Here is a 19,270-nt window from a genome sequence, read left to right on the forward strand (position 1 = left end):
CTGGGCTGGACGCTTACATTTCATCGAACAGAGTGCAATTTCGACCCAATCCAGCAGATGTATTTGTGGGCAGTCGCTTAGGCAGCGTGACATATTCAGCTAATTCGCCCAGGTCGTAAAGTTTATTGACCCACTGTACGCGCCAGAATGGATGAAATGGATTTTTGGCAATGAGTCCGGCATAGCCAGTATCAGCTTTTAATCTGGCTCTAAAAGCCGCTTGAATTGCTGCTGCATAACGTATCGGATTATTTCGAGCAGTATCGCCCATCGCAATAGACGTACTTAGCCCATAGAAAAGATGAGCGTGGCTATTAATTGGATTGACTACGCATATAGTTGGGGGAGGGAGGTTAGCATTCTCCCAGCCAAGAGCCGCTAGTTCGTAATCCAGATCAAATACCAGCCAAGACACCGCAAGTGGTGCATTCGGCTGGATGTGAAGGTGCTGCAAAGCCGTTTTTACGGCGCGAATGCGTAATCCTGTATCAAAAGAATCAGTGCAGTAGGGGCGGTGTGGCAGTCGTTCAATATAAGTTGTTTGTGCAAACATCGGGGCTTACGCCCCGGCGTGAATTATTTAATTTCCCTTCTTTAATACTGCTTCACTAACCCGATGTCCTCATATCAGCCGGGACTCTCCATAATCGTTAAAAGATAAGGTGTGCTCCACCTACCGTTTTGCCTTTTGGCTGTGATTTGTTTAAAGTCACAAGTTTCAACGAGCCATTTGGATCGCGTTTGAGCCAACTGCGGGGTCTGGGTGAGAAATAGTTGCCTTTAACAAAGTCGAGCGCGACAAAGTTGTGTCGGTCTTCATTTGACTTGCCACAAACAGCAGCCGTTTTTTCATTCATCGTCGAGAGATTAATTTGCCAGCGCGCACCATCAACGAGTGCAGATGAGCCGCGAGAAGCATGTTGCGAGCTGGCGTCCTCGACCGATGCACGGTTCGTATGATGCAGACCAATAACCGCAGCGCCTGTTTTCTTTGCCAGGGATTCCAGTGCGATAACAAACTGTGTCATCGCAGCACTGTCATTTTCATCACCGTCATGAAGTCTGCGAATCGGATCTAAGATGATCAGGCGTGCGCCTTGTGCAACGTTTTCAAGCTCGTTTAATAAGCTCGTAGGTTGCCCCCTCGACACTAATAAACAGTCATTGCCACTCATGGCTAGCAAAATTAGATTTTGTAGCGTAGGTAGTTCTCGTTCTCTTTTAGTTAGCATGCAGCGTAGTCTTTCTGCTAAAAGCCGATCACTTTCTTCGCCTGCAAGATAAACTACCTTGTGTTGATTTGTTGATGGGAACAACCCATCCGCAACTGGACGTCCGATAACTTGTGAAATGGCAATGTCTAGTGCAAGAAACGATTTGCCAGTGCCACCTGAGGCCACAAGCAGTCCAACAGAGCCTGCCAGGAGCCCTGGTAATACAAAATCCAGTAGGGGAAGGTTGGGCTGCAGCGCCCAACAAAGATCAAGCGTTTTGAGTCGCATATACTTATTTCTGTAGTTGAGGAAACAGGTATAGCGACATGTTGATTAAAGCGGCATTATTTTTTAGTGCTTGAACGTGTTGTTTTGCGATACTGGTTCTAGCACAAGATTACTTACCGTTTTCTAAAACACCTAAATTAAGGCATTGTTTGATGTGTGCAGTTTTTTCCGAACTTACTATATGTGCTAGTTGATTAATGGCACACTATGGTCATCACGTTAATCTAGCTTTTCAAGCAATTCCTCAAGTTGCGGATGTAGTGGAAATGTAAATGCGATGTGTCGGTATAATCTATGTGTGAATTGGATGTAATTGAATACACCAAATTTACACAACAGATTTTTATTACATTGCGTTTACAGAGTTGTATAGCAATGCCCAGTCACAATTGATATTTTTATTTTTGATTAGTTACTTGTATTGATAATGCACAAGTAATCGAATGATGATAAAGAGGATGACCGCACGCTTCATACGGTACGGTCCCATTTGTCATGGGAAGATTGTGATTGTTAGCTAATTTTTTTTCTGGGTTCGGTTGCGTCCTGCAATCCTACGCCGTTCTGCATCCGCTGCTATCGCTTTTATTTCAGCAACTGTAGCCACAGGTGGTGAAGTCAGTACAACATTGGGGTAACAAATTTTGTCAATCTCGCGCTTCAATGTCTTGACCCCTGCCGTAGAGCCATATTGGCTACCAACCCCTGGGGTTGTATGTCCCGTAATTGCATCATGAATTTCAGTGGAGAGTGGAACGTTCCGTGCTGCCGTTTTGAATGTATGTCGGAAACTATGCAGGTCTTGCAAGAAGCCGGTTACACCGATTCGATTTTTGACATGCGGGATAAACCAGTCCCCGAAGCCGTCAGAGCGAACTAATCCTGGAAACAGCTCTTCAGCGCCAGAAGCCTTTACAGCAGATACGTAATTTTGAAAACCTAGGCGCATTAATTCAGAATGAACGGGTGTTTTTCGTTCGCTTGCATCATTCTTTAGTTTGCGCCGTTTATTGGTAAGCGTCCAGCCCATCCACCTGTCATTGCCCGCCAAACTCATGCAATCTAGCTGCTTTTTTATGAAAGGCACGCTAGATGGCTACTCGACACACGCCTGATTTTTGGCAAACGCACCTTACCGCTTGGCAACAAACCAAACTGACCGTCACAGCTTATTGCACCCAGCACGGCTTATGTGCCAAGACCTTTTATCGCTGGCGCAGCCAGCTGACAACAGCGCCCAATCTCACGCGCCAGCCACCGCTAACCCTCATCCCCGTCAGTGTTCAACCTGCGCCTGTCACGGGCACGCTCCAGCTCCACAGCCCCACTGGCTGGCGGGTAGAGCTTCCCATTGCTAGCACGCCCTGGCTAATTGACTTGTTGCGGCAACTGCCATGATATCTGCCCATCCCATCAGCCCCATCGCCACCCAGGTCTGGCTAGTCATCGAACCCGTGGACATGCGCATCGGCATAGATGGCCTTTCCCAGCGCATCCAGCACCGCCTGGGTCGCAGTCCCTGCGACGGCGCCGCCTACGCCTTCCGTAATCGTCGCCAAACGCGGGTCAAGCTCCTGGTCTGGGATGGCACAGGGGTCTGGTTGTGCCAACGCCGACTGCATCGTGGTCACTTCACCTGGCCAGACATCGCTGCCATCACCCATCCTTTAACCCCCACACAGTGGGACTGGCTGATCACAGGTATCGACTGGCAAAGACTCAGTGCCCCAGCCCCTGCCCACTGGCAGGTGTAGCCACTCATGATTCAGTAAAAACATGCCTGAAACCCGCATTATTGCTGGTTTCAGGCGGGGTGAAATGGTATAATTCAAGCATGGATTCAGCCCAACAACTTGCCCAATTTATCCCCGATCCCGCCTTGGCGGCGTATGTGGATAAGCTGTTGGCGCAGGTTAAACAGGATGCTGAACTCATTCAACAAAACACAGTATTACTCCAGCAAAACACCGCACAAATCCTCACGCTGACTAAGCAAATCCAGCACGCCGAACTCAAGAACCAGGCTTTGGTACTGGAACTTGCCTATTACCGCCGCATCCGCTTCGCCAACAAGAGCGAGCAGCTCTCGCCTGAGCAGCGTGCGTTGTTTGATGAGTGCTGGGCAGCCGACATCACGGCCATTGAAGCCCAAATCGGGCAGCCAGATACACCTAATACCGAAGATGCGACAACCGCTATCCCCAAGCCTGCGCGTCCACGCGCAGGTCGTCAGCCACTGCCTGACCATCTGCCCCGCATCATTCATCGCCATGAGCCTGCATCTTGCCAGTGCGGTGCGTGTGGTGGTGCGTTAATCAAAATCGGTGAAGACATCAGCGAACAACTGGATGTCGAACCTGCCCAGTTCACCGTGCATCAACACATCCGTCCACAGTATGCTTGTCGCCACTGCGAAACCGTTGCTGCCGCCCCCATTCCAGCTGCCGTCATCGACGGCGGCGTGGCGACATCAGGTTTGCTGGCGTGGGTGATGATCAGTAAATTCGTTGATCATTTACCGCTCTACCGTATAGAACACATTGCCCAGCGCAGCCAGGTGACCCTGGCGCGTTCCACCTTGGCGGAGTGGGTCGGACGTGTGGGGGTAGCGTTGCAACCGTTGGTCGACAGGCTCACTGAATTACTGCTGGCACGCAGTGTATTGCATGCGGATGAAACGCCAGTGCCACAATTAGACCCCGGGGCGGGCAAAACCAAGAAAGCTTATCTGTGGGCTTACCGCACGGGTGATTTGGCATCCCCTTCATCCGCACCGCCTATCGTGGTGTTTGACTATCAGCCAGGGCGACAGGGATTGCATGCGCGGCACTTTCTGGCAGGTTGGCAAGGACACTTGATGGTTGACGATTACGCTGGTTATAAAGCGTTATTTACCCAAGGCATCACTGAGCTGGCATGCTTCGCACATGCACGTCGGAAGTTCTTTGATTTGCATGCGGCCAACCAAAGTCCAATTGCAGCGGCTGCGCTGCAGCGTATCGCGGCACTCTATGCCATTGAGCAGGCTGCGGACAAGCTGGATGCGGCAGGTCGTTTGCAGTTGCGCCAGACTCAGGCAAAACCGTTATTGGGCGAACTGCATGACTGGTTAATCCAGACTCGCGTCAAAGTGGCCGATGGCAGCGGCACAGCCCGCGCGTTGGATTACAGCATCAAGCGTTGGCCAGCACTGATACGCTATGCGGACAGCGGCATCTTGCCTATTGATAACAACCCAGTCGAAAATGCGATACGACCCATTGCCATCGGCAAAAAGAATTGGCTGTTCGCAGGCTCAGAACGTGCAGGCAAACGCGCTGCAGCGATTCAGAGTTTGTTGGCTACCGCCAAGCTCAATGGCTTGGAACCCTATGCATGGCTCAAAGATACGTTGGAAAAATTACCGGTCTGGCCTAATAGCCAGATTGATGAATTGCTGCCGTTTAAAAATGAACTACCATAAGTAGTGAAGGGATTGGAGTGGCTGGGCTGGACGCTTACGTTTATTGTCCTTGAAGTCTAAGAAAAGGGTTCCGTCAACATCACCCACTTCCTCTATTAGCAGACCCGCAAGCTCTTCGCGTCGAGCGCCGGTAAAAAGTGCAAGTAAAGGTATCCAGAGTGCGGCATGTTTGCCAGCTGAAGCTGGGATTTCATCAAGTGATGGCGGGTCGCGGAAGATTTCCTGTAATGCATCAAGGCTATATTCTTTACGGCTGCTTTTCGCCGTTTTTGCACCTGCTACGGTGATTCCATCAAAAGCATCTCTATGCTCACCAAGTCTCTCATTGCGAAGGCCGTATAAGTAAACGGTGTGTGCCGCATTTAGACGAGTTAGCGCGGTTTTTAGCGCAAGCTTCTCAAGCAACTGGTCGCGCCATGCGACCGTTTGTTGTCGCGTGAGTGCGGCGGGAGGGCAGTTAGCAGATGACGCTATGTCGTGAATCGCTCTTTTGTATAAGTGTATTGTGCTGATTGATAAATCTTTTGATGATTTAAATAATATTCTAGCAGGTCATCCCAAGTGCAAGTTTTGGTGTTTACATTAGTTATGGTGGGAGGGGGAGGTGTTGGTATTGATTTTCCTTGAGCTCGTTTTGCGAGACTGTCAGCAACTTGTCGAAAAGCTGTCACGAAGGGAAAATAGCTTGCAGTTACTGCACCTTCTGCCACCTTGCCAGTGCTTTTTAGCATATAAAGAGGAATAAGTGCGCGCAGTTGCAGTAATAACTCGGCATCACCTTTCACTCCCGGCGGAGGTAAATCGTCTGCGAGGTTTGCTTCTCTGTCTGGAGCGCGATCTATATCATTGCCAGCTAAGGTATCCTCTAATGCTTTTGCGTGCACTGATTCGTCTGCTGCGAGCAGTGATCGCTGCATGGCGTCCGCAGCAAGTTGTATATCTTCTGCAGTAATTGGTTGATCTGACGCTTTCTGTGTGTGTTCAAGCTGAGTTAATGCATCATCAACTTCAACTGCAAAACGACGTGCTAAGCGTTCTGCTTCGCGTTTGTTACTTGTATTGAGAGAAAAACGAAGATAGCCATTTTTGCCTACTGTCCGATATCCGGAAGCGAGCTGTATAGATTGACCGATTAGTTGTTCGAGTTTCCGGGAGAACCAGAATACTGGAGTACGATATATCAAGTACATTGTCTTTGAGTCCTTGGTTACGCATTTAGCTACAGTATTAGCCACAACGATTAGCCACAACTCATTGATTTAATATATACTTTCCATCAATTCAAACAGTTAAGTGTGTTTGGCGGAGAGAGAGGGATTCGAACCCTCGGTAAGGCTATAAACCCTACGCTCCCTTAGCAGGGGAGTACCTTCGACCACTCGGCCATCTCTCCTAATTGCTACAGTTCCGCAATTCCAAACAGCGCGCATCATAGCTGATGGCGCTGCGTTAGTCAACTTTATCCTGCGTTTTCCAGATTAAATGCTTTGTGCAATACGCGTACGGCAAGCTCCAGATATTTCTCGTCGATAACGACCGAAATTTTGATTTCTGAGGTGGAAATCATTTGGATGTTGATACCTTCTTCTGCCAATGTTTTGAACATGGTGCTAGCAATACCTACGTGTGAACGCATGCCTACGCCGACTATGGAAACTTTGGTGATTTTGTCGTCACCAACGATTTCCAGTGCACCAATAGTGGGTTGCAAGCTGTTTAGCAATTGCAAGGTGCGGTTGTAGTCGTTGCGATGAACGGTAAAGGTGAAGTCGGTTGTCTTGTTGGCGCCGACGTTCTGGATAATCATATCTACGTCGATGTTGGCATCAGCAACAGGGCCTAGGATTTGGTAGGCGATGCCTGGGGTGTCCGGTACGCCGAGCACGGTAATCTTGGCTTCGTCACGGTTAAAGGCGATGCCAGAGATAATCGCTTGTTCCATGTTGTTTTCTTCCTCAAAGGTGATGAGTGTACCTTCGCCTTCTTCTTGAAAGCTGGAGAGTACACGTAATTTAACTTTATATTTGCCCGCAAATTCAACAGAACGGATTTGCAATACTTTGGAGCCCAGACTTGCCATTTCCAGCATTTCTTCAAAAGTGATGCTGGTAAGGCGGCGAGCTTCAGGTACGACGCGTGGGTCGGTAGTGTATACACCGTCTACGTCAGTATATATTTGGCATTCATCGGCTTTAAGTGCAGCAGCTAGCGCAACACCTGTGGTATCTGAACCGCCGCGACCCAAAGTGGTGATATTGCCTTTTTCATCAGCGCCCTGGAAACCTGCAACCACGACTACCTTACCTGCGTCCAAATCAGCACGAATATTTGCCTCGTCTATGTCGAGTATGCGTGCCTTGGTGTGTGCGTCATCGGTAAGTATGCGCACTTGCGTGCCTGTATAGCTTTTGGCTTTAAGACCTAAGTCTTTTAATGCCATGGCTAAAAGCGCAATCGTAACCTGCTCGCCTGTGGCGACGAGCACGTCAAGTTCACGTGGATCTGGTTCTGATTGCACTGCTTTGGCTAATGCGATCAAGCGGTTAGTTTCTCCGCTCATCGCGGAAAGCACTACAACCACTTGATGTCCTAGCATTTTGAATTTGGCTACGCGTTCTGCAACTTGTTTGATGCGTTCTACGCTGCCGACTGAGGTGCCGCCGTATTTCTGTACGATGAGTGCCATAAAGTTTGGTTAATGTTGCAAAAATAAATTGTAACTGAGAGTGAGTGAATTGGCGAGCGTGGTGCTATGCTTTTAGCGCATCAGTAACATGCGGTGCCAGTGTTTGCAACAGTTGCGCAAAAACTTTTGGTGTGCCTGCGACGATGTTGCCGCTGTCTATATAACTGTCGTCACCCTGGAAATCACCTACTAATCCACCGGCTTCTTTTACGAGTAAACAACCGGCAGCGATGTCCCATTTGTTTAAGCCGATTTCCCAGAAACCATCAAAACGGCCTGCCGCGACATAGGCTAAATCGAGTGCCGCTGAACCTGGGCGGCGTACGCCTGCGGATTTTTGCAGGACATCTCGCAACATGCCCATATAGGTGTCGAGATGAGTGAAGTCACGATAAGGGAAGCCAGTACCGATGAGTGCATCGGCTAATTTCAGAGCTTTGGACACGCGGATACGTCGGTCGTTCAGAAAAGCGCCTTGCCCGCGCGATGCGGTGAATAAGTCATTACGGGTAGGGTCGTAAATAACGCCTTGCTCAAGTTGTCCGTTGTGCACGAGCGCAATGGAAATGCAGTACTGAGGGAATCCATGCAAGAAATTAGTGGTGCCATCTAGCGGATCAATGATCCATTGATATTCAGAATCGCCTTGTTGACCACTCTCTTCTGCTAAAATAGCATGATTTGGGTAGGCGTCGAGTAGCGTTTCTATAATGGTTGCTTCGGCTGCACGATCTACCTCAGTGACGAAGTCATTGTGATCTTTGTGTTGTATTTGCAGTAAATTAGTGTCTTGTGACGCGCGGGTAATAATATTGGCTGCGCGTCGTGCGGCTTTAACCGCTGTGGAAAGCATAGGTTGCATGGCTATATGTCAATGAGCAGAAAATATTTGTATTTTAACCCAAATAACCATTTTTTCCCTAGGAAAAACAGTGAAATCTTATGTCCGTATCGTTAAATAATATCCGTATCGTATTAAGTCATACTAGCCACCCTGGCAATATAGGTTCTGCTGCGCGTGCTATGAAAACGATGGGCTTGATTGATATGCGTTTGGTGCAGCCTAAGCAGTTTCCTGATCCAGTTGCCGTGGCGATGTCTGCGGGATCTACCGATGTGCTGGATGCTGCGCAAGTGACTGAGGATCTGGCTACTGCGTTGCAAGGAGCGACACTGGTGGTGGGATGTACGGCGCGGAGACGCGACCTGTCGCATAAAATGGTAAGCGCACGTGAATTAGCGCCGCTGCTTATGGCGCAAGCGCAAACAAATCCAGTGGCTTTGGTGTTTGGTACTGAAATGTCGGGACTGACTAATGCCGAATTGGAGCAATGCCAGCTGCTGGTGCATATTCCCGCAAACCCTGAGTACAGCTCTTTGAATCTGGCATCAGCCGTGCAGATTTTGTGTTATGAGTTGCGTTGCGCAATCATTGATATGCCAGCTGCGGCGCCTGTGGAGTTGGCACGGCATGAGGATTTGGAGCTGTTTTATCAGGAACTTGAGCAGTCGCTGATAGCTATAGGTTTTCTTAATCTGGCAGCGCCTCGTCGTCTGATGACAAGATTTAGGCGTTTATACTCGCGTGCTCAGCTGGAAAAAGAAGAGTTGAATATATTAATGGGGATGGTGAAGTTGATTCGTAATCCTGCGCAGATTAATCAAGCTGCTAAACTTGACTAATTTAGTCGGGTATTGCATAATTCAGACTAATGATGCAGTGAGGTGTGTGAAGTATTCACACAAAAATCTGTAAGCGGCAGCCATCATACTAGAGGTTAATGTGTTTAATCAATTGCGCGAAGATATATCGGTAGTGTTTGATCGTGACCCGGCGGCACGTTCGGTATGGGAGGTGTTAACTACTTACCCAGGTATACATGCGATCTTGTTGCATAGACTGGCTGCGAAATTCTGGGGTTGGGGCTGGAAATGGCTGGCACGCTTTACCGCGTATTTCGGCCGTTGGGCGACTGGCATAGAAATACATCCTGGAGCGCAAATCGGCAGACGGGTGTTTATTGATCATGGCATGGGTGTGGTCATTGGTGAAACTGCAGTAATTGGCGACGATTGCACGCTTTATCATCAAGTAACACTGGGTGGGACTTCGTGGAATAAAGGTAAGCGCCATCCGACACTAGGTAATGGTGTGGTGGTAGGGGCCGGTGCAAAAATACTTGGTCCGTTAACTGTGGGTGAGGGTGCAAAAATAGGCTCTAACGCAGTGGTGGTTAAGGATGTTCCAGCAGGCGCAACGGCGGTGGGGATTCCCGCACGAATTTTGACTGATGCTCCCGCGACTGATGCAGGCACGACGGTTAAGAAGCTGGGCTTTACTGCTTATGCGATTAGTGCCGACATGAATGACCCTATGGTTAAAGCCATGCATGGCTTGATAGATCATTCTGTGGATATGGATGATCGTATAGTTTGGATCATGTCGCAGTTAAAAACACTGGGTGTAGAGACGACTTGTCCTGCATCACAAACCCCTGAATTTGATGCAGAGTACTTGAATAAAATAGTTGACTGAATTAATCGGGTATTGTATTGTCCAACCCACGTAAGGTAGAGGGAGTTTAGCAATGCGCTTAACGACTAAAGGACGATTTGCAGTTACCGCGATGATAGATCTGGCGCTGAATGATGAGCACGGGCCAGTGACGTTGGCGGCAATTAGTGAACGGCAGAAAATTTCGTTGTCATATTTAGAACAGTTGTTCGGTAAATTACGCCGTCGTGAACTGGTGGAGAGTGTGCGTGGGCCCGGTGGTGGTTATCGCGTCGCACCGGAATTGTCTGCGATATCCGTAGCGCAGATAGTGCAAGCGGTAGATGAACCATTGGACGCAACACAGTGTGGCGGTCAGCAGAATTGTAAAGATGACAGGCGTTGCATGACGCATGAGCTTTGGACTAATTTGAATTCTTGTATACAGGATTATTTGTCTACGGTGACATTGGCGAGTCTGGTAAAGCAGCAACAGGCAAAGCTTGCTGTTACTGCTGTGGTAGGCGATTGTCGAGTGAAAAAAGAAACAGCAATAGCGACAGCTAGTCGTTAAATATTTGGAGTAATAGTATGTTAAAACAACCGATTTATTTGGATTATTCAGCAACCACACCGGTGGATCAACGTGTGGCAGCTAAAATGATACCGTATTTGACTGAACAGTACGGTAACCCGGCTAGCCGTTCACATTTCTACGGTTGGGAAGCAGATAAAGCGGTTGAAACAGCGCGTGAGCAAGTGGCGGCATTGGTAAATGCGGATGCTAAAGAAATTGTGTGGACATCTGGCGCGACGGAATCCATTAATCTGGCTTTAAAAGGTTCAGCGCATTTTTATAAAGGCAAAGGTAAACATCTGATTACCCTGCAAACCGAACATAAGGCAACACTGGACACCATGCGCGAGTTAGAGCGTGAAGGCTATGAAGTTACTTATCTCAAGCCAGAAACGGATGGTTTATTAGATATCGAAAAGCTGAAAGCAGCGATACGTCCAGATACCATCGTTATTTCTATTTTGTTTGTGAATAACGAAATTGGCGTCATTCAGGATATCGCCGCTATTGGTGATATGTGTCGTGAAAAAGGTATTATTTTTCATGTGGATGCAGCGCAAGCTACAGGTAAAGTCGATATTGATTTGAGCAAGCTCAAGGTTGATTTGATGTCTTTTTCAGCCCACAAAACTTATGGTCCTAAGGGTGTAGGTGCATTGTATGTACGTCGCAAACCGCGTGTCCGTATCGAAGCACAAATGCACGGTGGTGGGCATGAGCGTGGCATGCGTTCGGGCACGCTGGCAACTCACCAGATCGTAGGTATGGGTGAAGCTTTCCGCATTGCGCGTGAAGAAATGGCAGTTGAGAACGTCCGTATTCGTGCGTTGCGTGATCGTTTGTTAAAAGGTTTGTCAGACATTGAAGAAGTACATATCAACGGTGATATGGAAAAGCGTGTGCCACACAATTTGAATATCAGTTTTAACTTTGTTGAAGGCGAATCGTTGTTAATGGCGATTAAAGATTTGGCGGTTTCGTCAGGTTCCGCATGTACTTCAGCGAGTCTGGAGCCGTCTTATGTGCTGCGTGCATTGGGACGTTCTGACGAATTGGCACATAGTTCGATACGCTTTTCTATTGGGCGTTTTACCACTGAACAAGAAGTGGATTACGCAATTGAATTGTTGCACCAAAAAATCGGCAAGTTGCGCGAATTGTCACCGTTGTGGGAAATGTTCCAGGACGGCATAGATTTGAATACCGTTAAGTGGGCAGCGCACTAATTTTAGGAGAAATATCATGGCATACAGCGATAAAGTTTTAGATCATTACGAAAATCCACGCAACGTTGGTTCATTTGCGAAGGATGATGATGAAGTAGGTACTGGTATGGTTGGTGCGCCTGCTTGCGGTGACGTGATGAAACTGCAAATTAAAGTTAATAAAGATGGCATTATTGAAGATGCTAAATTTAAAACATATGGCTGCGGTTCAGCTATCGCTTCCAGTTCTTTAGTGACCGAATGGGTCAAAGGTAAGACCCTGGATCAAGCAATGGAAATCAAAAACACTGCGATTGCCGAAGAGTTAGCTTTACCACCAGTTAAAATTCACTGCTCTATTCTGGCAGAAGATGCAATCAAAGCGGCTGTAGAAGATTACAAAACCAGACATGGTGAAGTAGTCGCGCATTAAGGAGCTTATGATGAGTATAACAGTGACTGAAAGTGCGGCTAAACACATTGCAAATTTTCTGGCTAAGCGCGGTAAAGGCGTAGGTCTGCGTTTAGGCGTGCGTACCAGTGGTTGTTCAGGTATGGCATATAAGCTGGAATTCGCTGACGTGTTGGATGAAGATGATTTAACGTTTGAGCAATTCGGCGTTACAGTGATCGTTGATCCGAAAAGTCTGCCTTACATAGATGGCATGGAGCTGGATTTCACCCGTGAGGGGCTGAATGAAGGTTTCAAATTCAACAACCCTAATGTAAAAGACGCATGTGGTTGTGGTGAAAGCTTTAATGTCTAAAGTGTCCGCATGATAGGTCTGGATTTTAATCATAACCATTTCGAACTATTTGGACTCACGCCTCGCTATGAAGTAGATGTGGCGGAGCTGGAGTCCACTTTCCGCAGTCTACAAAGTCAAGTCCACCCTGATAAGTTTGCTCATTTGTCTGAAGCTGAAAAGCGCGTTTCCATGCAATGGTCAACTCGGGTCAATGAAGCTTATCAAACGTTAAAATCGCCATTAAACCGTGCTGTTTATATTTTGCAATTGCAGGGTATAGATGCATTAGCGCAAACAAATACACAGTTACCTATGGCATTTTTGATGCAGCAAATTGAATGGCGAGAAGCCATACAAGATGCGCAACAAGCGCGTGATGTGGATGGTTTACAGCTAGTTGAGACTGATGTTGCTGCGCATAGCAAGCAATGGCGCGAGCAGTTAATGAAACAACTGGATCAGGATCAAGACTGGCGTGCCGCAACTGACTCAGTGCGCCAACTCAAATTCGTAGAAAAAATCATGAGCGAAATAGACGACGCTTATGCAGCACTGGACGTTTAAGCTATGGCATTATTGCAAATTTCAGAACCTGGTATGAGTACCGCTCCACACCAGCATAGACTGGCTGTGGGGATAGATTTGGGCACGACTAACTCCTTGGTAGCAAGTGTGCGCAATGGCGTGGCTGTAGTATTGAATGACGAAAATGGCAGGGCGTTGTTGCCTTCTGTTGTCCATTATCAGCCAGAGACGCCTGCATTGGTGGGTTATGCCGCTCAAAACTTACAAAGTACGGATCCGCACAATACGATAGTTTCGGTAAAACGTTTCATGGGACGAGGCTTGGCAGACATTGCCGATGTAGCCACACTTCCATACCATTTTGTGGATGCACCAGGTATGGTGCAGCTAAAAACCTGTGTGGGTGTCAAAAGCCCAGTTGAAATTTCAGCAGATATTCTGCATGTGTTGCGTGATCGTGCCGAGCGTTCATTAGGTGATGAACTTATCGGTGCAGTTATTACTGTGCCTGCTTATTTTGATGATGCGCAACGCCAGGCAACTAAAGATGCGGCAAAATTAGCTGGCTTGAATGTGTTGCGCCTGCTTAATGAACCGACCGCGGCAGCAATCGCATATGGTCTGGATAATGCCAGTGAGGGTGTGTACGCCGTATATGACTTAGGTGGTGGTACGTTCGATATTTCTATATTGAAGTTATCACAAGGTGTGTTTGAAGTGCTGGCGACAAATGGCGACTCGGCGCTCGGCGGTGATGATTTTGACCACCGTATTTACTGCTGGATGCTGGAGCAGGCTAAATTTCCCCAGCTGACTGTTAACGATACGCGTTTGCTTTTAACCAAGGCACGCGAAGCCAAAGAGACCTTAACTGAGCATCCACAAGTCAATATCACTGCGATGTTGGCCTCGGGTGAAATGCTCAACGTCGAGCTGACTACCAGTATATTCAATGATATTACTGCCAGCTTGGTTAATAAAACCTTGTTGCCTACGCGTAAAGCGTTACGTGATGCAGGATTGACTGTGGAAGAAGTCAAAGGTGTAGTGATGGTGGGCGGTTCTACACGTATGCCACGTATACAATCTGCTGTAGCTGAATTTTTCCATCAAACGCCTTTGACCAATCTGGATCCTGATAAGGTCGTTGCATTAGGTGCTGCCATTCAGGCGAATGTGCTGGCGGGTAACCGTGCAGCTGATGACTGGTTGTTGCTGGATGTGATCCCATTGTCGCTAGGTATAGAAACCATGGGTGGATTGGCAGAAAAAATTATTCCGCGTAATACCACTATCCCCGCAGGGCGTGCACAAGAATTTACGACTTACAAAGATGGCCAAACTGCCATGAGCATCCACGTGGTGCAAGGTGAGCGTGAACTGGTCAGTGATTGTCGTTCGCTTGCTAAATTTGAACTGCGTGGTATCCCGCCTATGGTTGCAGGTGCTGCGCGCATACGCGTAACTTTCCAGGTTGATGCTGATGGTTTGCTCTCAGTGTCAGCAGAAGAACTTAAAAGTGGTGTGCAAGCGACTATTACCGTCAAGCCTGCTTATGGTCTGGCTGATGAAGATATCACACGCATGCTTAAATCATCTTATGAAAATGCCAGTCTGGACATGCAATTGCGTGCCTTGCAGGAGGCTCGCGTAGAAGCGCAACGCTTGCTGGAAGCGACACAAACGGCTTTGGATGAAAATGGTGCCGTTCTGTTGGATGATGATGAACTCAGCCATATCAGCTCCATGATGCAGCAACTGAGTTCACTCATTGCAGGTGATGAACACCATGCCATCATAGATGCGACCGAATCACTTAATCAAGCAACCGGTGACTTTGCCGCACGACGTATGGATAATAGCGTCAAGCAAGCCTTAGCCGGTCAGCGTATCGACAACCTATAACGAGAACACTATGCCTCAACTTATCGTACTTCCGCATCCTGAATTGTGTCCTGATGGCGCTGTGATAGAAGCTGCCGCAGGAACTAGTATTTGCGATGTGTTACTAACCAACGACATCGAAATTGAGCACGCGTGTGAGAAATCCTGTGCTTGCACGACTTGTCACGTCATAGTGCGTGAAGGTTTTAATTCATTGGCGCCGTCTGATGAATTGGAAGACGACATGCTTGATAAGGCATGGGGCTTAGAACCCAACTCACGCCTGTCGTGTCAAGCCATGGTCACCGATCAGAATCTGGTTATCGAGATTCCTAAATACACCATCAACATGGTTAAAGAGGGGCACTAACATGAAATGGACTGACACTCTAGATATTGCTATTGAGCTTTACGAAACTCACCCTGATGTCGATCCGCAATATATTCGTTTCACAGATCTGCATAATTGGGTCACTGCGCTCCCTGAATTTGATGATGATCCTGAGCGTTCAAACGAAAAAATATTGGAAGCGATACAGCTAGCCTGGATAGATGAGGCTGAGTAAGTCTGGCAGGAATAAAAAATGATCGCAACTAGCCACGCGCTTAAAAATTTGCATCGTTTGCGCATAGAATTTCCGTTACAAGCCAGAATTGAAACTGCAGATAGGGCGATTCGCGATGCTTATGCGGTTGTGCTGTTAGCTTGGTTGCGGGGTGGTATTGCACCTCAATTCGATATAATTCCACAGTCTCAAGTAGATCAATTGACTGCTCTGGACGCCGTAGTAGTTACTGATGCTGGTCTGGGTTGCTATCCATTTAGCGCTGTCAAAACAGAGATAGAGGTTGAATTCGGTGGGCATTGCTTGTCAGCGATGTGCGCAATTGATGCGTTGGCTATTCCATTTCTTGCTCGATTACCAGTTATCATCCGCTCACGTTGTCATAGTTGTCAAACACCACTGGCGATAGCAATGGATACTTCTGGAACCATTACCTCAGTCAGTCCAGTTGGTACTTGTGTTGAATATCGTCAACTGGCAAATGAGCATGTCAGTTGCTGTAGTGACCTTTGCCCGGGTATCGGATTTCTGTGCACATCATGTGCTGAAATGGTATGTGGCTCGGAAGATATAATGCCTCTTGAAGATGCAGTTGAACGAAGCCGCTATCGCGGAGAAATATTCCCGAACCATCAAATTACGCAGCATAATTTCGTCTCCCCCAGCAATGGAATTTTGATTACTGTACCACGAGGAGACGACATTGACAGCCCCCACACCCATCCCCGCGCACTTCGAGCACAATCACCAGCGACTGCTGAATTGCCTCAAGCTCAGAGGCATGCAGCCTAAAACCATCGCCTTGTATTCACACGGCGTACGGCGCGCAGCGGTGTATTTTAATGACCAGATAGACGCGCTCACCAAGCCACAATTAACCGACTATTTTGTTCGCATCCTGGATACCCATTCATGGAGTACGCTCAAACATGATCTGTATGGACTGAAGTTCTATTATGCCCATGTACTCAGCCAACCCTGGCCAGGTGCGGATCTGGTTAAACCACCCAAGTCATATAGCCTGCCCGACATCATTACCGTCGCCCAGGCACAACAAATCTTCATGGCCACCCGCGTATTGAGCTACCGCGTATTCTTCTTCACCCTCTACAGCCTGGGCTTACGATTAGGCGAAGGCTTACGCTTGCAGGTAGGGGATATCGATGCGGATCGGATGCGGGTGCAAGTACGCAACGCCAAAGGCAACCGTGATCGATTGGTGCCGTTATCAGAGAACACCTTGCAGGTATTGCGCCGTTTCTGGCTCACCCATCGCAACCCAAGCTTGCTCTTTCCTAATCGACACGGCGGTCTTGCCAAATCGCACTTGGCACGCACCCCGCTGGATCGTGGTGGTATCCAGACCACCTTGGGTCAAGTGACCCGTGACTGTGGCTTAAAAAAAGAATTACACCACACAGCCTGCGCCACAGCTATGCCACCCACCTGATAGAAGCTGGCATCGATTTACTCGAAATTCAGCAGATACTCGGACACCAGTCCATCCTCACCACCATCCGCTACACCCACCTCACCGAACAACGCCATCAGAGCGCACACACTCGCCTTAATCAATTAATGGAGAAATTCCACATTCATTGGGGCAAAGTCAAATGATCAGACTGGCGCACATCGTAGCAACCTACGCAGCTAAACTGCTTGCACAACACGGTCATCACCTATTGCCCAGCCAGCAAGCTGCCTTAACCGCCTTTCAAACCTGCCGTAGCCAGATGAGCCCGAGGATGCAACTTGCCTGTGATGATTGTCAAACACCCAGCTACCTGCCACATTCCTGCGGTCATCGGCATTGCCCGCATTGCCAGGCGCACGAATCACAGCGCTGGATAGACCAGCAATTACACAAATCCATCCCCGCCAACTACTTCATGCTCACCTTCACCGTGCCCGCCCAGTTGCGCACACTGGCCTGGCAACATCAGCGCGTCATGTATGACTTGATCACACGCTGCGCGTGGGAAACAGTCAACACCTTCAGCCAAAACGACAACAAGCTGCGCGGCAGCGCAGGGGCGGTGACTGTACTGCATACCCATAACCGCCGACTGGACTATCACCCCCATGTGCATCTCGTCATGCCCGCTGTCGCCTTTAACCCCAAACAGCGACGCATGCGTCATAAACACGGCAACTACCTGTTTAACCACAAAGCCCTGGCCAAAGTATTTCGTGCCAAATTACTGGCAGGCATCAGACAAGCAGGACTCACCCTGCCAAACGATTACCCGACCGATTGGGTGGTGGATTGCAAAGCCGTCGGCACTGGACAGCACGCTCTGATCTACCTTGGGCGCTATCTGTATCGGGGGGTGATACAGGAGAAAGACATCCTCTCCGACCGGCATGGTCAGGTCACCTTCCGTTACCGGAACAGCCAAACCAAACAAATGGAAACCCGTACCTTGAGTGGTGTAGCCTTCCTGCGACTGATACTGCAACACATTCTGCCCAAAGGCTACCGCCGCGCCCGCAACTTTGGCTACCTGCATCCCAATAGCAAACTACTCACCCAGCTACAGCTGACCCACCTATGGCGACGGAACAATCCGCCGCCAGCGCAACCCAGACCAGCGATACGTTGCCAATGTTGCGGTGGGGTGATGAAGATAGTGCGCACACGTATCAAAGCGATACCGCTAGCCACATCAGCCCCATCTATAAAACGGGAACACAGAGCAGATGACACAGGGTGGGAGACCATGCGCTAAACCAGCCCACACCGCCCACCTGCCAGACTAGGCAGGTATGGCCGTGCTCGCCCTGAAGAAGGCTGAAATTGGGTTAACATGCCCGAAAAGCCGACTAAAAACGGTGAGTTGAATAGAATAAGTTGCTGCAATGGCAACGTGAAGGTCGTGAAATGGCGGGTGGGATGCGTAACGCGTCCAGTTATGCCAGCATAGTCAAAAAGATATTTCCATAAGCGCTCAAGCAACACCCGCCCCAGCCATGCCGGGCTTGTCCAACAAACGGTTCAGATTGTGGCTCGCTTCGCGATCACAATCTAACCTTATTCGTTGTCGTTGGGCGTGATTTTTTTGCTTTCCAGTCCAGACTACCCCTCATTTCGGATAGTATTCCTCAAGCTTAGTTGTAGAGTGAATACGTTTGACACTTGGCAGGAAAATAACCTAGCGCAATCGTGTAAAAAATTCAGTGCATCAGGAGAACGATAATGAGCGAATGTTGCGCAACATCACGATCACATAAACTAGACTGTCCATACTGCCAGCAACCATGCAGTGCGGTGGGTGTGGAAACGCTATGCTATCACTTAAAGCAACCCTGGCAATGGCAGGCTAATGAGCATGTAAGTTATTACTTCTGTGACCATAAAGATTGCGCAGTGATTTATTTTAGTGATAAGGGTGAGACGTGGCAGCAGGCTGAGCTACGTACGCATGTAGGTGTGAAACAACCAGAACCCGACGCACTGGTTTGTTACTGTTTCGGTGTCCACTATGCTGAAGCTAATGTTGCTGCACGTGATTATGTCATTGCCCAAACCAAATCAGGTTCATGTGCATGCACCACACATAATCCTTCTGGACGCTGTTGTTTAAAAGATTTCCCACGGTAACAGGTGAAGCCAATGTGT

Annotated in this window: 23 protein-coding genes, 1 tRNA gene and 1 pseudogene; 17 read left to right on the forward strand and 8 right to left on the reverse strand. The window is 48.5% G+C overall.

Annotated features, from left to right (window positions below; genetic code table 11):
* Nucleotides 1-13 precede the first annotated feature (13 nt).
* The 3 genes from SFSGTM_RS06810 to SFSGTM_RS06820 all read right to left on the reverse strand — a co-directional run bounded on the left by SFSGTM_RS06810 (nucleotide 14) and on the right by SFSGTM_RS06820 (nucleotide 2,559).
* On the reverse strand, nucleotides 14-553 hold the full coding sequence (locus tag SFSGTM_RS06810; RefSeq protein WP_162084514.1) for a replication initiation protein: 540 nt from the start codon (nucleotides 551-553) through the stop codon (nucleotides 14-16).
* Between the two features lie 97 nt (nucleotides 554-650).
* Nucleotides 651-1,502, reverse strand: a complete 852-nt coding sequence (locus SFSGTM_RS06815; RefSeq protein WP_162084515.1) for a helicase RepA family protein — start codon at nucleotides 1,500-1,502, stop codon at nucleotides 651-653.
* A 517-nt stretch (nucleotides 1,503-2,019) separates the two neighbouring features.
* The gene (locus SFSGTM_RS06820; RefSeq protein WP_162084516.1) at nucleotides 2,020-2,559 is read right to left on the reverse strand and encodes a site-specific integrase; all 540 of its coding nucleotides are present in this window, start codon (nucleotides 2,557-2,559) and stop codon (nucleotides 2,020-2,022) included.
* A 35-nt stretch (nucleotides 2,560-2,594) separates the two neighbouring features.
* Here SFSGTM_RS06820 and tnpA point away from each other — a divergent pair, with 35 nt between their 5' ends.
* The 3 genes from tnpA (at nucleotide 2,595) to tnpC (ending at nucleotide 4,965) form a co-directional block, all read left to right on the forward strand.
* A complete protein-coding gene (tnpA, locus tag SFSGTM_RS06825) occupies nucleotides 2,595-2,900 on the forward strand; it encodes an IS66 family insertion sequence element accessory protein TnpA (RefSeq protein ID WP_162083703.1) in 306 nt (101 codons plus the stop codon).
* A 62-nt stretch (nucleotides 2,901-2,962) separates the two neighbouring features.
* Nucleotides 2,963-3,256 (forward strand): IS66 family insertion sequence element accessory protein TnpB, encoded by a 294-nt coding sequence (tnpB, locus tag SFSGTM_RS06830; protein WP_232526076.1) that lies wholly within the window; start codon nucleotides 2,963-2,965, stop codon nucleotides 3,254-3,256.
* Nucleotides 3,257-3,336: 80 nt separating this feature from the next.
* Nucleotides 3,337-4,965, forward strand: coding sequence for an IS66 family transposase (gene tnpC / locus SFSGTM_RS06835; protein WP_162084465.1), 1,629 nt, complete (start codon nucleotides 3,337-3,339; stop codon nucleotides 4,963-4,965).
* On the opposite strand, the gene SFSGTM_RS06840 is transcribed toward tnpC, so the two are convergent.
* The 5 genes from SFSGTM_RS06840 to SFSGTM_RS06860 form a co-directional block, all read right to left on the reverse strand.
* Entirely contained in the window at nucleotides 4,957-5,370 is a 414-nt protein-coding gene (locus SFSGTM_RS06840) for a site-specific integrase (RefSeq protein WP_162084517.1), read from the reverse strand. The two genes, tnpC and SFSGTM_RS06840, sit on opposite strands and share 9 nt — an antisense overlap.
* Before the next feature lie 65 nt (nucleotides 5,371-5,435).
* Nucleotides 5,436-6,155, reverse strand: a complete 720-nt coding sequence (locus tag SFSGTM_RS06845; RefSeq protein ID WP_162084518.1) for a hypothetical protein — start codon at nucleotides 6,153-6,155, stop codon at nucleotides 5,436-5,438.
* Between the two features lie 110 nt (nucleotides 6,156-6,265).
* Nucleotides 6,266-6,358: transfer RNA gene (locus tag SFSGTM_RS06850), tRNA-Ser, on the reverse strand.
* 66 nt (nucleotides 6,359-6,424) lie between these two features.
* Nucleotides 6,425-7,651, reverse strand: coding sequence for an aspartate kinase (locus tag SFSGTM_RS06855; protein ID WP_162084519.1), 1,227 nt, complete (start codon nucleotides 7,649-7,651; stop codon nucleotides 6,425-6,427).
* A 64-nt stretch (nucleotides 7,652-7,715) separates the two neighbouring features.
* The gene (locus SFSGTM_RS06860) at nucleotides 7,716-8,513 is read right to left on the reverse strand and encodes an inositol monophosphatase family protein (protein ID WP_162084520.1); all 798 of its coding nucleotides are present in this window, start codon (nucleotides 8,511-8,513) and stop codon (nucleotides 7,716-7,718) included.
* An 80-nt stretch (nucleotides 8,514-8,593) separates the two neighbouring features.
* On the opposite strand from SFSGTM_RS06860, the gene SFSGTM_RS06865 reads away from it, so the two are divergent.
* The 14 genes and pseudogenes from SFSGTM_RS06865 (at nucleotide 8,594) to SFSGTM_RS06935 (ending at nucleotide 19,252) form a co-directional block, all read left to right on the forward strand.
* Nucleotides 8,594-9,334 (forward strand): RNA methyltransferase, encoded by a 741-nt coding sequence (locus tag SFSGTM_RS06865; RefSeq protein WP_162084521.1) that lies wholly within the window; start codon nucleotides 8,594-8,596, stop codon nucleotides 9,332-9,334.
* 100 nt (nucleotides 9,335-9,434) lie between these two features.
* Nucleotides 9,435-10,187: a serine O-acetyltransferase gene (gene cysE / locus SFSGTM_RS06870; protein ID WP_162084522.1), complete on the forward strand. Its 753-nt coding sequence runs from the start codon at nucleotides 9,435-9,437 to the stop codon at nucleotides 10,185-10,187.
* A 52-nt stretch (nucleotides 10,188-10,239) separates the two neighbouring features.
* The gene (gene iscR, locus SFSGTM_RS06875) at nucleotides 10,240-10,719 is read left to right on the forward strand and encodes a Fe-S cluster assembly transcriptional regulator IscR (protein ID WP_162084523.1); all 480 of its coding nucleotides are present in this window, start codon (nucleotides 10,240-10,242) and stop codon (nucleotides 10,717-10,719) included.
* A gap of 17 nt (nucleotides 10,720-10,736) precedes the next feature.
* Nucleotides 10,737-11,948: an IscS subfamily cysteine desulfurase gene (locus SFSGTM_RS06880; RefSeq protein WP_162084524.1), complete on the forward strand. Its 1,212-nt coding sequence runs from the start codon at nucleotides 10,737-10,739 to the stop codon at nucleotides 11,946-11,948.
* A gap of 16 nt (nucleotides 11,949-11,964) precedes the next feature.
* A complete protein-coding gene (gene iscU, locus SFSGTM_RS06885; RefSeq protein ID WP_162084525.1) occupies nucleotides 11,965-12,360 on the forward strand; it encodes a Fe-S cluster assembly scaffold IscU in 396 nt (131 codons plus the stop codon).
* Nucleotides 12,361-12,370: 10 nt separating this feature from the next.
* Nucleotides 12,371-12,694 carry an iron-sulfur cluster assembly protein IscA gene (gene iscA / locus SFSGTM_RS06890; protein ID WP_162086231.1) on the forward strand — a complete coding sequence of 108 codons (324 nt, stop codon included), beginning with the start codon at nucleotides 12,371-12,373 and terminating at the stop codon, nucleotides 12,692-12,694.
* A 9-nt stretch (nucleotides 12,695-12,703) separates the two neighbouring features.
* Nucleotides 12,704-13,240 (forward strand): Fe-S protein assembly co-chaperone HscB, encoded by a 537-nt coding sequence (gene hscB, locus SFSGTM_RS06895; protein ID WP_232526058.1) that lies wholly within the window; start codon nucleotides 12,704-12,706, stop codon nucleotides 13,238-13,240.
* Between the two features lie 3 nt (nucleotides 13,241-13,243).
* Nucleotides 13,244-15,106: a Fe-S protein assembly chaperone HscA gene (hscA, locus tag SFSGTM_RS06900; protein ID WP_162084526.1), complete on the forward strand. Its 1,863-nt coding sequence runs from the start codon at nucleotides 13,244-13,246 to the stop codon at nucleotides 15,104-15,106.
* 10 nt (nucleotides 15,107-15,116) lie between these two features.
* A complete protein-coding gene (fdx, locus tag SFSGTM_RS06905) occupies nucleotides 15,117-15,455 on the forward strand; it encodes an ISC system 2Fe-2S type ferredoxin (RefSeq protein WP_162084527.1) in 339 nt (112 codons plus the stop codon).
* A 1-nt stretch (nucleotide 15,456) separates the two neighbouring features.
* Nucleotides 15,457-15,651, forward strand: a complete 195-nt coding sequence (gene iscX, locus SFSGTM_RS06910) for a Fe-S cluster assembly protein IscX (RefSeq protein ID WP_162084528.1) — start codon at nucleotides 15,457-15,459, stop codon at nucleotides 15,649-15,651.
* An 18-nt stretch (nucleotides 15,652-15,669) separates the two neighbouring features.
* A complete protein-coding gene (merB, locus tag SFSGTM_RS06915) occupies nucleotides 15,670-16,443 on the forward strand; it encodes an organomercurial lyase (RefSeq protein WP_162084529.1) in 774 nt (257 codons plus the stop codon).
* A pseudogene (locus tag SFSGTM_RS06920) lies at nucleotides 16,433-17,268 on the forward strand (tyrosine-type recombinase/integrase). Before merB ends, SFSGTM_RS06920 begins: the two are co-directional and overlap by 11 nt.
* Nucleotides 17,265-18,380, forward strand: a complete 1,116-nt coding sequence (locus SFSGTM_RS06930) for an IS91 family transposase (protein WP_162083488.1) — start codon at nucleotides 17,265-17,267, stop codon at nucleotides 18,378-18,380. The pseudogene SFSGTM_RS06920 and the gene SFSGTM_RS06930 overlap by 4 nt, the downstream one beginning before the upstream one ends.
* A 467-nt stretch (nucleotides 18,381-18,847) precedes the next feature.
* A complete protein-coding gene (locus SFSGTM_RS06935; protein WP_162084530.1) occupies nucleotides 18,848-19,252 on the forward strand; it encodes a putative iron-sulfur cluster-binding metallochaperone in 405 nt (134 codons plus the stop codon).
* Nucleotides 19,253-19,270: the final 18 nt, after the last annotated feature.

The sequence above is a fragment of the Sulfuriferula nivalis genome, assembly GCF_009937995.1.
Classification (GTDB): Bacteria; Pseudomonadota; Gammaproteobacteria; order Burkholderiales; family Sulfuriferulaceae; genus Sulfuriferula; species Sulfuriferula nivalis.

Coding starts and splice junctions, on each gene's coding strand:
- SFSGTM_RS06820 (WP_162084516.1), bottom strand. CDS start 2,559: ATGAGTTTGGCGGGCAATGACAGGTGGATGGGCTGGACGCTTACCAAT.
- SFSGTM_RS06860 (WP_162084520.1), bottom strand. CDS start 8,513: ATGCAACCTATGCTTTCCACAGCGGTTAAAGCCGCACGACGCGCAGCC.
- SFSGTM_RS06845 (WP_162084518.1), bottom strand. CDS start 6,155: ATGTACTTGATATATCGTACTCCAGTATTCTGGTTCTCCCGGAAACTC.
- SFSGTM_RS06935 (WP_162084530.1), top strand. CDS start 18,848: ATGAGCGAATGTTGCGCAACATCACGATCACATAAACTAGACTGTCCA.
- SFSGTM_RS06880 (WP_162084524.1), top strand. CDS start 10,737: ATGTTAAAACAACCGATTTATTTGGATTATTCAGCAACCACACCGGTG.
- SFSGTM_RS06815 (WP_162084515.1), bottom strand. CDS start 1,502: ATGCGACTCAAAACGCTTGATCTTTGTTGGGCGCTGCAGCCCAACCTT.
- SFSGTM_RS06865 (WP_162084521.1), top strand. CDS start 8,594: ATGTCCGTATCGTTAAATAATATCCGTATCGTATTAAGTCATACTAGC.
- fdx (WP_162084527.1), top strand. CDS start 15,117: ATGCCTCAACTTATCGTACTTCCGCATCCTGAATTGTGTCCTGATGGC.
- iscX (WP_162084528.1), top strand. CDS start 15,457: ATGAAATGGACTGACACTCTAGATATTGCTATTGAGCTTTACGAAACT.
- hscA (WP_162084526.1), top strand. CDS start 13,244: ATGGCATTATTGCAAATTTCAGAACCTGGTATGAGTACCGCTCCACAC.
- SFSGTM_RS06855 (WP_162084519.1), bottom strand. CDS start 7,651: ATGGCACTCATCGTACAGAAATACGGCGGCACCTCAGTCGGCAGCGTA.
- merB (WP_162084529.1), top strand. CDS start 15,670: ATGATCGCAACTAGCCACGCGCTTAAAAATTTGCATCGTTTGCGCATA.
- iscA (WP_162086231.1), top strand. CDS start 12,371: ATGAGTATAACAGTGACTGAAAGTGCGGCTAAACACATTGCAAATTTT.
- SFSGTM_RS06930 (WP_162083488.1), top strand. CDS start 17,265: ATGATCAGACTGGCGCACATCGTAGCAACCTACGCAGCTAAACTGCTT.
- iscU (WP_162084525.1), top strand. CDS start 11,965: ATGGCATACAGCGATAAAGTTTTAGATCATTACGAAAATCCACGCAAC.
- iscR (WP_162084523.1), top strand. CDS start 10,240: ATGCGCTTAACGACTAAAGGACGATTTGCAGTTACCGCGATGATAGAT.
- tnpB (WP_232526076.1), top strand. CDS start 2,963: ATGCGCATCGGCATAGATGGCCTTTCCCAGCGCATCCAGCACCGCCTG.
- hscB (WP_232526058.1), top strand. CDS start 12,704: ATGATAGGTCTGGATTTTAATCATAACCATTTCGAACTATTTGGACTC.
- tnpA (WP_162083703.1), top strand. CDS start 2,595: ATGGCTACTCGACACACGCCTGATTTTTGGCAAACGCACCTTACCGCT.
- SFSGTM_RS06810 (WP_162084514.1), bottom strand. CDS start 553: ATGTTTGCACAAACAACTTATATTGAACGACTGCCACACCGCCCCTAC.
- tnpC (WP_162084465.1), top strand. CDS start 3,337: ATGGATTCAGCCCAACAACTTGCCCAATTTATCCCCGATCCCGCCTTG.